Annotated in this window: 10 protein-coding genes, 2 pseudogenes and 1 CRISPR repeat array (1 of these 13 running past the window's edge); of the genes and pseudogenes, 6 read left to right on the top strand and 6 right to left on the bottom strand. The window is 73.6% G+C overall.

Annotated features, from left to right (window positions below):
- Positions 1 to 19 precede the first annotated feature (19 nt).
- Both TK50_RS22545 and serS read left to right on the top strand, forming a co-directional pair.
- A complete protein-coding gene (locus TK50_RS22545) occupies positions 20 to 1,087 on the top strand; it encodes a DNA polymerase III subunit beta family protein (RefSeq protein ID WP_043969253.1) in 1,068 nt (355 codons plus the stop codon).
- 240 nt (positions 1,088 to 1,327) lie between these two features.
- On the top strand, positions 1,328 to 2,614 hold the full coding sequence (gene serS / locus TK50_RS22540) for a serine--tRNA ligase (protein ID WP_043966917.1): 1,287 nt from the start codon (positions 1,328 to 1,330) through the stop codon (positions 2,612 to 2,614).
- On the opposite strand, the gene TK50_RS22535 is transcribed toward serS, so the two are convergent.
- From TK50_RS22535 to TK50_RS22520, 4 genes are all read right to left on the bottom strand, one after another.
- Positions 2,598 to 3,470, bottom strand: coding sequence for a cytochrome c biogenesis CcdA family protein (locus TK50_RS22535; protein ID WP_052503882.1), 873 nt, complete (start codon positions 3,468 to 3,470; stop codon positions 2,598 to 2,600). The two genes, serS and TK50_RS22535, sit on opposite strands and share 17 nt — an antisense overlap.
- Positions 3,470 to 4,132: a TlpA family protein disulfide reductase gene (locus tag TK50_RS22530; RefSeq protein WP_082106514.1), complete on the bottom strand. Its 663-nt coding sequence runs from the start codon at positions 4,130 to 4,132 to the stop codon at positions 3,470 to 3,472. The genes TK50_RS22535 and TK50_RS22530 overlap by 1 nt, the downstream gene beginning before the upstream one ends.
- Before the next feature lie 79 nt (positions 4,133 to 4,211).
- Positions 4,212 to 5,678, bottom strand: a complete 1,467-nt coding sequence (locus TK50_RS22525; protein WP_043966916.1) for an NADH-quinone oxidoreductase subunit NuoF family protein — start codon at positions 5,676 to 5,678, stop codon at positions 4,212 to 4,214.
- The gene (locus TK50_RS22520) at positions 5,675 to 7,513 is read right to left on the bottom strand and encodes a ferric reductase-like transmembrane domain-containing protein (protein WP_043966915.1); all 1,839 of its coding nucleotides are present in this window, start codon (positions 7,511 to 7,513) and stop codon (positions 5,675 to 5,677) included. Before TK50_RS22520 ends, TK50_RS22525 begins: the two co-directional genes overlap by 4 nt.
- 302 nt (positions 7,514 to 7,815) lie before the next feature.
- On the opposite strand from TK50_RS22520, the gene TK50_RS22515 reads away from it, so the two are divergent.
- Entirely contained in the window at positions 7,816 to 9,264 is a 1,449-nt protein-coding gene (locus TK50_RS22515; protein ID WP_043966913.1) for an alpha-amylase, read from the top strand.
- Positions 9,265 to 9,359: 95 nt separating this feature from the next.
- Complete coding sequence (locus TK50_RS22510; protein WP_043966911.1) at positions 9,360 to 10,265, top strand: L,D-transpeptidase; 906 nt, start codon at positions 9,360 to 9,362, stop codon at positions 10,263 to 10,265.
- 37 nt (positions 10,266 to 10,302) lie between these two features.
- On the opposite strand, the pseudogene TK50_RS35045 reads toward TK50_RS22510, so the two are convergent.
- Together TK50_RS35045 and TK50_RS33095 are read right to left on the bottom strand one after the other, a co-directional pair.
- Positions 10,303 to 10,558, bottom strand: a pseudogene (locus TK50_RS35045) (hypothetical protein).
- Positions 10,555 to 10,821 carry a DivIVA domain-containing protein gene (locus tag TK50_RS33095; protein WP_241774095.1) on the bottom strand — a complete coding sequence of 89 codons (267 nt, stop codon included), beginning with the start codon at positions 10,819 to 10,821 and terminating at the stop codon, positions 10,555 to 10,557. Before TK50_RS33095 ends, TK50_RS35045 begins: the two are co-directional and overlap by 4 nt.
- Here TK50_RS33095 and TK50_RS22500 point away from each other — a divergent pair.
- Positions 10,789 to 11,541: pseudogene (locus TK50_RS22500) on the top strand (DUF5753 domain-containing protein); the annotation flags it as partial. The gene TK50_RS33095 and the pseudogene TK50_RS22500 sit on opposite strands and share 33 nt — an antisense overlap.
- Positions 11,534 to 11,734: a DUF397 domain-containing protein gene (locus tag TK50_RS22495; RefSeq protein WP_043966909.1), complete on the top strand. Its 201-nt coding sequence runs from the start codon at positions 11,534 to 11,536 to the stop codon at positions 11,732 to 11,734. The pseudogene TK50_RS22500 and the gene TK50_RS22495, both read left to right, overlap by 8 nt.
- Positions 11,735 to 11,906: 172 nt before the next feature.
- A CRISPR array of direct repeats spans positions 11,907 to 13,200; the repeat unit is 29 nt; unit sequence CTGTTCCCCGCGCACGCGGGGGTGATCCC (it continues 261 nt past the right edge of the window).

Below are 13,200 nucleotides of genomic sequence, written 5' to 3'. Positions count from 1 at the left end.
CCTCGGCGTGGAGAGCGAACTGCGCAGCATCGGCGAGCTGGCCCGCGCCAGCGGCCTGACCGTCAGCGCCCTGCGGTTCTACGACCGTTCCGGGGTGCTGGTGCCCGCGCTGGTCGACCCGGTCACCGGCTACCGCTGGTACGCCGACGACCAGGTCCTGCCGGCCCGGCTGGTCGCCGCGCTGCGCCGGGTCGGGATGCCGCTGGCGGAGATCGCCGCCGCCGTGCGGCACCGGGCCGAGCCGGCCGTGGTGGGCCGGCTGCTCGACGCGCACCTGCGCCGGCTGGAGGACGGCCTCACCGACGCCCGCCGCGAGCTCTCCCGGGTCCGAGCCCTGATCGACCACGAGGAGTACCAGATGTCCACCCGTCTCGTCCTGTCCCGCGCCGACCTCGCCGCCGCGATCGACGCGGTCCGCTTCGCGGTCGGCACCGACCCGGAGCTGCCGGTGCTCTCCGGCGTCCTGTTCGACGTGGCCGCCGACGGCGTACGCCTGGTGGCCACCGACCGGCACCGGATGGCGGTGGCCCGGGTCCCCGGCGCGGTCGACGGGCCCACCCGGCGGCTGCTCGCCCCGGTGGACCTCATCGACGCCGTCCGCGAGCTGTCGGGCGTCGACGGCGGGGCCGACGCCCACCTGCGGCTGGACGGGGACGGCCTCACCGTCACCGTCGCCGGCCGGGAGGTCGGCGGGGCCGCCCTGCCCGACGAGTTCCCCGACTACCAGCGGCTGCTGGGCACGCGCGTGCCGGCGTACCGGATCACGGTGGACGTGCCGGCGCTGCGCGCGCAGGTCGCCGGCCGCCCGCCGGCGCGGGTCCTGCGGCACGAGGGCGTCGACGTGCCGGTGACCGTGCTGGGCCTGGACGACGCGGGCGGCCTGCGGGTCCTCGACGACGCCGCGCTGGCCGACGCCGCGCCGGACGCGGTGCGGCTCGGCGTCAACGGGCGGTACCTGCTCGACGCCCTGGACGCGGGCGACCGGGGACAGCTGCTGCTGGAGCTGGACGGGCCGATCGCCCCGCTGGCGGTGCGCCGCCCGGACGACGCGGACGCGTACTCCATCCTGATGCCGATCCGGCTCTGAACCCGCGCCGGCGCTGGCGCCGCGCCCGCGCCGGTGCCGCGCCGGTGCCAGCGCGCCATGTCGGCGACATCGCGGCTTCCCGCCCCAGGGAACCCCACGGTGTCGCCGACATGGCGAGACCGCGTCGCGGCGCGACGGTCCCGGCCGGTGGGCTCACGGCCGGGGCCGGGCGGGGGAGGCGGCGACGGTAGCATCGGTGGGTTCCCACCTGAGATTCCCGGACGGAGGCGTACGGAGCGCATGCTCGACATGGAGTTGATCCGGAAGGATCGCGAGGCGGTGGCGACCGCGCTGGCGAAGCGACTGGATCCCGCCGAGGTCAACCGGGCGCTGGACGAGATCCAGCGGCTCGACCAGGAGCGCCGCGCCCTCATCACGGAGATCGACGCCGAGCGGCAGCGCCGCAAGGCCGAGGCGCGGGCGTACGCGGCGGCGAAGCGGGCCGGCACCGCGCCGGAGAGCGTCGCCCCGGAGGCCGAGCGCAAGCAGCTCGCCGAGCTGGAGTCCCAGCTCGACGAGGTGCAGGCCCGGCTGCGCGAGCGGATGAGCGAGCTGCCGAACCTGCCCGCCGACGACGTCGTCCCCGGCGGCAAGGAGGCCAACCGGGTCGTGCGGACGTTCGGCGAGCCGCCGGCGATCGAGAAGGTCCGGGACCACGTCGAGCTGAGCCGCCTGCTGGGCCTGGTCGACCACGAGCGGGGCGTCAAGCTCGGCGGCTCCGGCTTCTGGATGTACACGGGCCTGGGGGCCCGGCTGGAGTGGGCGCTGCTCAACTGGTTGATCGACCAGAACATCACGGCCGGCTACGACTTCCTGCTCCCGCCGCACCTGCTGCTGGACACCGCCGGCTTCGCCGCCGGCCAGTTCCCCAAGTTCTACGACGACGTCTACCACCTCGACCGGGAGTCCGCCCCGCGCGGGCAGTTCCTGCTGCCCACGGCGGAGACGGCGATCCTGGGGGCCTACCAGGACGAGATCCTGGACACCGCGACCCTGCCGCTGAAGCGGTTCGCGTACACCCCGTGCTACCGACGGGAGGCGGCCGGTTCGCACTCCGACGAGCGCGGCACCGTGCGGGGTCACCAGTTCAACAAGGTGGAGATCTTCCAGTTCACGCTGCCCGAGCAGGCCGACGCCGCGCTGGGGCAGATGGTCGCCCACGTGGAGGGCCTGGTCGCCCGGCTCGGCCTGCACCACCAGACCAGCCTGCTGTCGGCCGGCGACGCCAGCGCCTCGATGAAGAAGACCCTCGACATCGAGGTGTGGATGCCGAGCACCGGCAAGTACAAGGAGGTGTCGTCGGTGTCCTGGGCCGGCGACTACCAGGCCCGGCGGGCCGCCATCCGATACCGGGAGGCGGGCGGCAAGCAGACCCGCTTCGTGCACACGTTGAACGGCTCCGCGCTGGCCACCAGCCGGCTGTTCCCGGCGATCCTGGAGCAGTTCCAGCAGCCCGACGGCTCGGTGCTGGTGCCGGAGGTGCTCCGCGACCGGGTCGGCACGGACCGGCTCACGCCGGGTCGCTGACCGTCGCCTCGTCGGCGGGGGTCGGGTCACCCGGCCCCCGCCGTCTCCTCGCCCCGAGCGCGGCGAGGGCGAGCAGGGCGACGGCCAGCAGGGCGGGGCCGGCCGCATCGAGCGCACCGACGAGGGCCTGCTGGACGCGGGCCGCGGCGACCACGACCGGGTCGCCGAACGCGTCGTGCCGGCCCTCGGCGAGCCGCACCTCGTACCAGCCGTACCAGGCGACGTAGCCGCCGGCGGCCAGCAGCACCAGGCCGCTGAGCCGGGGCACCCACCGGCCGGCCCCGCGCAGCCGGGCCACCACCCGGTCGCGCAGCAGCGCCACGCCGAGGGCGGCCACGGCCACCACGAGACCCATCCCGAGGGCGTACGCGACGAACAGCGCCAGCCCGCGCGGCGTCGAGCCGGCCTGGAGGCTGGTCGCCACGATCGCCAGGAACGGGGCGATGGAGCAGGTCAGCGACGCCAGCGCGTACGCCGCGCCGAACAGCACCATCGACGGCAGCGTGCGGGTCAGCCGGGGCGCGCGGGCCAGCGGGCGCGGGGTGGGCAGCCGCCGCCCGGCGAGCAGCCAACAGCCGAGCAGCACCAGGCCCACCCCGAGGGTGACGGTGAGCCAGGGCAGCCGGGGGCGCAGCCAGCCGGCCAGCGGCGCGAAGGCCAGCCCGAACGCGCCGAAGACCAGCACGTACCCGCAGGTGAGGCCGGCGGCGGCGGTGAGCGCCCGGCCGACGGCGCCACGTCCGTCGCCGGGCCCGGCCACCAGGATCGACAGGTACGCGGGCAGCATCGCGAACCCGCACGGGTTGACCGCGCCGAGCATCCCGGCGGTCAGCGCCAGCAGCAGCGGGGCGTCCATCAGGCGGCCAGGGCGGCGACCCGGCGGGTGAGGTCCTCCCCGTCGAGGAAGCCCTGGTGGATCACCTTCCCGTCGCGGTCGATGATCAGGAAGGTGCTCTGCTCGACGACCTCGAAGCGCCGCCACAGCTTCCCGGCCGCGTCGTCGAGCTGGAGGGTGCCGCCCAGCTCGAACTCGGTCACGAAGTCCCGCATCGCCTTGCGCTGCCCGAGGCCGGCGACGCCGACGATCGGCACCAGGTCGCGGTACTGCGGGGCGATCTCGGCGACCGTCCACGCCTGGCTGGCGCAGGTGGCGCACCAGGGGGCCCAGAACCACAGCACCACCGGCCTGCCGGCCAGGTCGGCGGCGGCGAACGGCTTCCCGTCGAGGGTGGTGCCGGTGAACCGGAGGCTGTCCGGCACCCGGGCCGGGGCGGCCGGCGTCGGCGGCGCGCCGGTGGGCGTACCGGTCGGGGTCGCCGTGGGATCGTCGGCGCCGGCGGGCGCGGCGGCGGCCGCGTCGACCGGCGGTCCCGGGGGGTCGACGGCGCAGGACGCCGCGCCCAGCAGGGCGGTGCACAGGGCGGCGACCAGCGCGGTGGCTGTGCCGGCCCGCCGTCGGCGGGGCGACCGTCCACCCGGGCCGGTCCGGCGGCGCGACGGCCGGCGGAACAATCGCATCCGCGTCTCCCTTCGGTAGCGGGCCGCGCAGGACGGGGCGCCACGGCGGCGCTGGAGTGTCCGACGGTCCCGGGGCGCGCTACTCGGCCTTGACCAGCCGGAGCGCGAGTTCGGGGCACACCTTGACGGCCTTCATGGCGCCCTCCCGCAGCCAGGTCGGCACGGGGGTGGTGGGGAAGGCGGGGTAGCCGTTGCCGTCCAGCCGGATGAAGTCGGGCACGACGTGGGCGCAGAGCCCGTGGCCGTCGCAGCGGGACCAGTCCAGGGTCAGCTTCCTCGGGTCGGCGTCGGGGGCGCCGGGCAGGCCCATGACGCCCTTGGTCCGCTTGCCGCACCCCTCGCCCGTGGTGTGCAGTTTCAGGTCGTCGGCGAAGACCTCCATGGCGGAGAGGGCGAACCGGGCCGTGCCGTCGGGGTGGCTGCACGCGCCGCGGCCCTTCACGTCGCCGGCGGCGGCGCGGACGATCTCGACGGGGGCGCTGCCGGAGACGGCCAGGTCGACGGCGCGGGCCAGGTCGGGCAGGCCCATCTTGCAGGGGCCGCACTGCCCGGCGGACTCGCCGGCCAGGTAGCGGACCACCTGGGCGGCCTCGCCGAGGGGGCAGGTGTCGCGGGCCAGCGGCACGATGATGCCCGCGCCGAGGGTGCCGCCGACGGCGGTGAGGCCCTTGCGGGACACCTCGGCCCGCTGCGCGGCCTCGGCGGTGATCCACTTGCCGTGGTACCCGCCCATGAGGATGCCCGGCCCGTCGGGCACCTCGCACAGTTCGAGGATGTCGCGCAGGGGGGTGCCGGCGGCGCACTCGACGACGGCGGGGCGCTTGGCCGCGCCGGTCACCGTGAGCAGGACCGTGCCGGGTTCGTCGTCGGTGCCCAGGGCCGCGTACTCGTACGGGCCGAGCCGGGCGGCGACGGCGAGCTGCGCGTACGTCTCGGCGTTGGACAGCAGGGTGGGCAGGCCGCCGACGCCGGAGTCGCTGGAGCGCTTCTTGGTGCCCGGCGGGATGTGCGGCAGCCCGTTGATGCCGTTGACGAGCGCGCCGCCCTCGCCGGAGATGAACCGGTGCGGCACGGTCACGATGCTGGTGGGCACCGGCATCCGGCGTTCCTGGAGCGCCTCGGTCAACGACGGCCGGCCCACGTCGTCGTCGGCGACGCCGATGACGATCTCGTCGGCGTCCAGCGCGTACGCGACCAGGGCCGCGCCGTCGAGGATCAGGTGCGGGGCCCGGGTGAGCAGCACCTTGTCCTTCCAGCTCGCCGGCTCGCCCTCGGTGGCGTTGACCACGACCATGGCGGAGGCGTCCTGCCGCTCGCAGGACTCCAGCACGGCGCGCAGCTTGCGGGCGAACGGGAAGCCCGCCCCGCCCTTGCCCTTGAGCTGGATGGCCTCGGCGAGCCGGAGCAGGTTGGCCGGTTCCATGGGCCCGATGGGGCCGTGCACCTCCTCGTGGGCCATCAGGTCGAGGCGGCCGAACTCGGCGAAGCCGGCGGTGAGCCGGGGCTCGCCGACGCACGCCACGGGGGGCACCGTCGTGCGCATCACTTCGCCTCACCCCGCAGCCCGGCCCAGTACGCGCCGTCGATCGCGTCGGCGTTGGCCCGCTCGCGGTCGCGGTCCCGGTCGCGGTCCCGCTTGCGTCGGCCCGGCCTGCCGTCCCCGGCGGCCCGCAGCGCCCGCCGCGAGGCCAGGTCGACCAGGGTCGGGGTGTCGTCCATGGGCGGCAGTTCCTCGGCGACGAACCGGGCCGGGGGCCGCCAGTAGTCGGGCTCCTCCGGGACCTCGTCGTCGACGCTGTGCCGGCCGGACCCGCTGCGCGGGGCCGCGGAGATCGGTTCGGCGGAGATCGGTTCGGCGGAGACGGGCGTCGCGGACTCCCAACGGCGCGGGCTGTCCCACGGCTCCTCGGGCTCGTCGGTGCGCCGCGGCGGCGAGGAGTAGCGGGCGACGAGGTCCTCGTCGTCGCGGCGGGAGCGGCGGCCCGGCGACACGGGGGCGACGTCCTCGTCGCGGCGGGAGCGGCGGGGGCTGGAGACCGGGGCGACGTCCTCGTCGTAGCGGGCGCGGCGACCGCCCGAGACGGGGGCCACGTCCTCGTCGTAACGGGCGCGGCGACCGCCGGAGACCGGGGCGACGTCCTCGTCGTAGCGGGCGCGGCGGCCCCCCGAGACGGGGGCGACGTCCTCGTCGCGCCGGGAGCGCCGAGGGCTGGAGACCGGGGCGACGTCCTCCTCGGAGCGCGAGCGGCGGGGGGCGGAGACGGGGGCGTCCGCGTCGCGTCGCCGCCGGCTCGACCGGTCGGGGGCCGGCTCGGCGGTACGCCGGGCGGCCGACGTCAGCTCGCGCTCGCCGCGGCGGGCCGGGGCGTCCAGTTCCCCGTCGCGGCGACGGGTGGCCCGTACCGGCTCGCGCAGGGTGCCCGGCTCGGGCACCACCGGCACGGTGAACCGCTCGGGGTCGCGTCGCCCGCGGGCGGTGCCGGTCGGCATCGCCCAGGAGCCGGTGGTGGCGGTGGTCTCCGCCCAGCCGCCGGCGGCACGGGTACGCCCGGGGCGGCTCTCCCGCTTCTCCTCGGCGTCGTCGCGCTTACGGCCGATCTTGCCGAGCAGCATCGTGGTCGTCTTGCCGTCCTCGGTGGACTTGCCGGCCATCGCCTTGTTCAGGGCGGCGGCCTGGTGCTGCTCGCGGCTGCGCTTGCCGAGGTGCACCGAGAGCCGGACCATCAGCGCCAGCACCACGAGCAGCACGCAGGCGAAGTAGCTCAGGGTCACCCAGGACGCCGCCGGCCGGCCCGCGTTCAGGCCGTGGAACAGGGCGAACGGCCAGGACAGGTACGCCATCGAGTGCAGCCCCCGCCAGAACCACTTGGGGCCGACACCGACGAACCGGGCCCGGATGATGCCGGTCCACAGCACGCTGACCATGAGGAACGACGCCACCGTGCCGAGCCCGACGTAGAGCCCCCGCCCCCCGATGAACGGCACGAGGGCGTCGGTCGGCCCGGCCCGGCCGATGGCGATCTTGGTGATGACGTGGAAGACCAGCCCGGCGACGCCGAGGATGCCGGTGGCCCGGTGCGCCGACTGCAACAGCACCCGGTGCGGGATGCGCAGCACGAGCCGGTCGGTGGCGAGCAGGCCCATCATCACGGTGAGGCTGAGCGACACCAGGGCGACGACGCCGGCGAAGAACTCGGTGAAGAAGAAGCCGTACGCGTACATCGCCGTGCCGGCGCCGGCCAGCTCGACGCCGGCCCAGACGATCGCGAGCGCCGACCCGGCCATCAGTGCGATGGAGGTCTTGGACCTGGTCCGCACCCCGCGGCTGCTGCTCGTGGTACGGACGGTCGTGGCCTTGGTGTTCTGCTGTGCCCGAGCCATCTGCTCCTCGATCGTGTAGCGGCGGCGCCCCCACCGGCCGACCCTGCTCCCCCATCGAGTACGGAGCACCGGGTTCAACGGATCAGCCCCGGTCGCGAAATTTCCCGGGTTTTTCTGCGGCACCGTCGAACCGTCCCGGCGTGGGCTGCGTGTAGGGCGTCCCGCGCAGCGACGCCCGTCCATCCGTTGACACCCACTGCAACGCGCTTGTAACCTTTCCGAAAATTTCAACACTGACTGCAAGATGCCGGCAAGCAGCAGTTCAGACCACCCCCTCCCCCGACCCCCGTCAGGAGTCCCCGATGCATCGACGTCGATGCCGCTCGGCGGTCCTCGCCCTGGGCGTGATCGCCGGCCTGCTCGCACCGACCGCCGTGGCGGCACCCCCGGCCGCCGCCGCCCCGTCCGGCACGAAGAAGGTCATCGCCAACCTGTTCGAGTGGAACTGGCCGTCGGTGGCCAGCGAGTGCACGAACGTGCTCGGCCCGAAGGGCTACGGCTACGTGCAGGTCTCCCCGCCCCAGGAACACGTCCGGGGCAACCAGTGGTGGCTGGCGTACCAGCCGGTCAGCTACCGCATCGAGTCCCGCAAGGGCACCCGGGCGCAGTTCCAGTCCATGGTGAACACCTGTCACGCCGCCGGCGTCAAGGTGATCGTCGACGCCGTCGTCAACCACATGTCCGGCCAGGACGCCGGCGGCACCGGCTGGGCCGGCTCCTCCTACGGCCACTACGACTACCCCGGGATCTACCAGACCCAGGACTTCCACCACTGCGGGCGCAACGGCGGCGACGACATCGCCAACTACAACGACCGGTACGAGGTGCAGAACTGCGAGCTGGTCAACCTGTCGGACCTCGCCACCGAGTCCGACTACGTCCGGTCGAAGATCGCCGGGTACCTCAACGACCTGCTCTCCCTCGGCGTCGACGGGTTCCGCCTCGACGCCAGCAAGCACATGCCGGCCGCCGACATCGCCGCCATCAAGGGCAGGCTGTCCCGCTCGGCGTACATCGTGCAGGAGGTCATCTACGGCGCGGGCGAGCCGATCCAGCCGACCGAGTACACCGGCAACGGCGACGTGCACGAGTTCCGGTACGGCAAGGACCTCGCCCGGGTGTTCCGCAGCGAGAAGCTCGCGTACCTGAAGAACTTCGGCGAGGGGTGGGGCCACCTGCCCAGCGGCTCGGCGGCGGTCTTCGTCGACAACCACGACACCCAGCGCGACGTCGGCGGGGTGCTCACCTACCGCGACGGCGGCATCTACGCGCTGGCCAACGCCTTCATGCTGGCCTGGCCGTACGGCTCCCCCACGGTCATGTCCAGCTACACCTTCAGCAACCGGGACGCCGGCCCGCCCTCCGACGCCAACAACAAGACCCTGAACACCACCTGCTACTCGGGCTGGGAGTGCGAGCACCGCTGGCGGGTCGTCGCCAACATGGTCGGCTTCGCCAACGCCACCCAGGGCGCGGGCGTCACCAACTGGTACGACAACGGCAACAACCACATCGCGTTCAGCCGCGCCGGCAAGGGCTACCTCACGATGAACGACGAGGACGGGGCGGTCACCGGGCGCTCGTACTACACCGGGCTGCCCGCCGGCCGGTACTGCGACGTGATCCACGGCGACTTCACGGGCGGCACGTGCAGCGGCCCGGTGATCACGGTGGACGCGAACGGCTGGTTCACGGCGAACGTCCCGGCCCACGACGCGATCGCCATCCACACCGCCGCCAAGCTGAGCTGAGGTGCAAGGAAGGGCCCCTTCTTAACGCTTTCCGTATAGGAGGGGCCCCCTGCAATCACCCCCGCCACCGGCCACCCACCGCCTACAGTGCTTTTGTGCTGTTTGACCGGATTGTGTCGCGATGGGGGCTGGGCTGGCTGGCCGCCGCGCTCGGCGTACCCCTGTTGTTGGCGACCGGGCTGGTCACGGCCCGGGCGCTCACCCCGGAGCCGGCGCGGGTCGCCCCGCCGCCCGCCGCCCCCACCGCGCCCGCCACGGAGGCAACGCCCACCGGCGAGCCGGTGCCCGCCGCCGCGCCCGCGCCGGCCACCCTGCCGGTCGTCACCTACGACCCGGCGCCCGCCGGCTTCCCCGCCGACCCGCGCCCGTCCGATGCCACCCCGCTCACGGAGGGGCTGACGCCGACCCGCAAGGTCGCCGCCTACGACGCGCCCGGCGGCCGGCCGCTGGCCTTCCTCGCCCCCACCATCAACGGCGTCGAGGTGACCGTGCCGATCGTCGAACGCCGCACCGGCTGGACGGCCGTGCTGCTGCCCTCGGCCACCCGGCGGATCGCCTGGCTGCCGCCCGACGGCGACTGGGCCACCGTGCCGCTGCGCGACCAGATCGTGGTGGAGCGCCGGCCGCACCGGCTCACCTGGTACCGCGACGGGCACGCCAAACGATCGTGGCAGGTCAGCCTCGGCATGCGCGGCCAGGAGACCCCGCTGGGCCGCACCTTCGTCCTCGGCCGCACGCCCCCACCCGAGCCCGTGTACGGCGGCGTCGACGTCTTCGCCCTCGGCGCGATCCCCGACGACCCGGACGCCATCCCACCGGGCCTGGCCGGCGCGCACATCGGCCTGCACGCCTGGCAGGACGACGACACCCTCGGCGAGGACGTCACCAACGGCTGCATCCGGCTGACCCGCAGCGGCCAGCGCCAGCTGCTCGACGAGGTGCGGCCGGGCAGCGTCGTGCTCGTCGTGGACGCCCTGCCCACCCCGCCTCCGACAGCCTGATCCGACGCCGCGACGGCTGCCGGCCGCCGCCGCACGCTCACCGCCGCCTCGGCCGGCGGGAACACGCGCCGTCGTGGTCGGGCCGCAGCAGGCACCGCCGGCCACCATCCATGAACCGGTCGCAGAAGACCCAGTGTCGTACGTTCTGGTCGTCCTCCCGCGACACGGTCGCGCCCCCCGGGCTCGGTCTGCGGCAGCACGTGCGTCCAGTGCGCCACCACCCGGGCCAACCGCTGGGCGGAGAGCAGGTCGTTGGCGACCACCGGCAGGTGGATCACGAACCGCTCGCTCACCGGCCCCACCCCCGCTCGTTGCGGGCATGCGCCGCCTCGGACCGCAACCGGCACAGCGCGAGCTTGACCTCGCTGGCCTCCCGGCGGCTCTGCGCGAGCGCCTCGTGCGCGGCGGCCAACTCGACGGCGACCCGCTCCAGGAACTCCCGCACCTCCTGCGGGTCGAACCCGCGCCGACCGAGCGGGGCCGAACGGAACCGCCGCTCCCGCACCTGCCAGGGCAGCAGCCGGAGCACGTCCGCTTCCGGCAGGCCGACGTGCAACAGATGCTCGACCTCTACGGCGCGTCCGCCGAGGACAGTGAGCTGCTTCTCGCGATGACGGCGGCCACCCGGGAGAACAAGAACTGGTGGCACGACTACATCGGTTCCGGCCTGCCGCGCTGGTTCCAGCTCTACATCGGACTGGAGGCCGGGGCTTCGCACATCCGGCAGTACGAGGCGGAGCTGGTCCCCGGGCTGCTACAGACTCCCGCCTACGCGGAGCAGGTCTTCCGGATGCCCGGTGGCGCGATCGATGCGGAGGCCACTGAGGAGCAGCGGCGGGCCATCCAGCTCAGGACCGAGCGCCAAACCCTCCTCACCCGGTTCTCCCCGCCGCTACTGAGCGTGATAATCAACGAGGCCGTGTTACGCCGCCCGGTCGGCAACACAACGATCATGGCCGAACAACTCCATCAGATCCTGAAGGCCACCCAGCTACCCAACGTGACCGTGCAGGTGCTTACTTTTTCTGCCGGATTGCATGCCGGGGCAATGTCCGGAGCTTTCTCGATCTTGGAGTTTCCACGGGACGAGCATGGCAAGGAGGTGGAACCACCGGTGGCCTACCTGGAAGCCGCAACCGGAGCGATCTATCTCGACAAGCCGCACGAGACAGCCGCCTACAACACCATCTGGGCCGACATGGCCAGCCGCGCCCTCAACGAGTCCCGATCCCAGAGCCTGATCCAGCAAGCCGCAGAGGAGTACTCTCATGCCTGACCTGACCGGTGCCGTCTGGCGCAAGTCGACCCGAAGCAACAACGGCGGCAACTGCGTCGAGGTCGCCGACAACCTCCCGGGCGTCGTCGGGCTACGCGACAGCAAGGACGTGGCCGGGCCGGTGCTGACCTTCACCCCGTCGTCCTGGGCCGCCTTCATCGAGGACGTCAAGGCCCAGCCACCTGGCCGCTGAAACTGGAAGGAGGCTGCGCCACGGTTCCTCTCCTGCCCACCGAAGATGCCGGTCAACTCGTAGGCTGTTCACCACCTAGCCTGGACGCCCAGCCACCACTCAGGATGTGATCTTGGCCAGCAAAGTGAATGAAATCCGCCTAGTTGATCTATAGCGCCCCAGGTCAGGAAGTCTGTTCCCCGCGCACGCGGGGGTGATCCCCGCAGCGACCACACGTGGATGAGCTGCATCAGCTGTTCCCCGCGCACGCGGGGGTGATCCGTCGGCGGGGTCCGTAGTCCAGGGCCCGTTCAGCTGTTCCCCGCGCACGCGGGGGTGATCCCCCGCCGTCATCACCCCCGCGTCGGAGGACGGACTGTTCCCCGCGCACGCGGGGGTGATCCCCATCGGGATCAGCGTCGCCGGGCTGGCCCTCGCTGTTCCCCGCGCACGCGGGGGTGATCCCAAGTTCTGGACGACGGGGTACGCGCTCCAGACCTGTTCCCCGCGCACGCGGGGGTGATCCCAAGGCGGTCCGGGAGCACGGGGCCGGCAGCGTCTGTTCCCCGCGCACGCGGGGGTGATCCCTCGGCGTTCATCCTGTACCTGCCGTTGGAGATCTGTTCCCCGCGCACGCGGGGGTGATCCGTAGTCGGCCCGCATGTAGGTCGTGAGTTCACCCTGTTCCCCGCGCACGCGGGGGTGATCCGGGGTGGGTGATTGCGCATCTTGTCGCATTGCTCTGTTCCCCGCGCACGCGGGGGTGATCCGTAGTCGATGCGGGCTCGCGGAGCCGCCCCCGACTGTTCCCCGCGCACGCGGGGGTGATCCCTGCGGGCCGGTCTCCTCTGGGCTGGTCGTGTCCTGTTCCCCGCGCACGCGGGGGTGATCCCGTCAGCCCGGTCGGGTCGGCGATGCTGGGTCCCTGTTCCCCGCGCACGCGGGGGTGATCCCCAGGCGGCCCTCACCCAGCTCGACTGGGACCTCTGTTCCCCGCGCACGCGGGGGTGATCCCGCCCAGGGCGCCGGCCGCGACCACACCCGCACCTGTTCCCCGCGCACGCGGGGGTGATCCCACCCACGCGGACGCCTTCTGCGGGGTGATCTGCTGTTCCCCGCGCACGCGGGGGTGATCCCGGGGACGCGGGAACGCTGATCGTGGACACGGACTGTTCCCCGCGCACGCGGGGGTGATCCCGCCTGGACGCCGCCGAGCGCGACCCGGCGACCCTGTTCCCCGCGCACGCGGGGGTGATCCCGCCGCGCTTGCACGGCTCGACGCCCTGGACGCCTGTTCCCCGCGCACGCGGGGGTGATCCCGCCGGTTGGCCCCCCGCCTGGACGGCATCCGAGCTGTTCCCCGCGCACGCGGGGGTGATCCTTCCTTCACGTCGGCGACGAACTCGCGGATCTTCTGTTCCCCGCGCACGCGGGGGTGATCCGGCATGGCCCTGTTCAACTCGAAGCCGGGCGACCTGTTCCCCGCG

It is taken from the genome of Micromonospora haikouensis, from assembly GCF_000876225.1.
Taxonomy (GTDB): Bacteria; Actinomycetota; Actinomycetes; order Mycobacteriales; family Micromonosporaceae; genus Micromonospora; species Micromonospora haikouensis.
The sequence above is the reverse complement of the archived record's forward strand: the minus strand, read 5'-3'. Positions and strand labels throughout refer to the sequence as shown.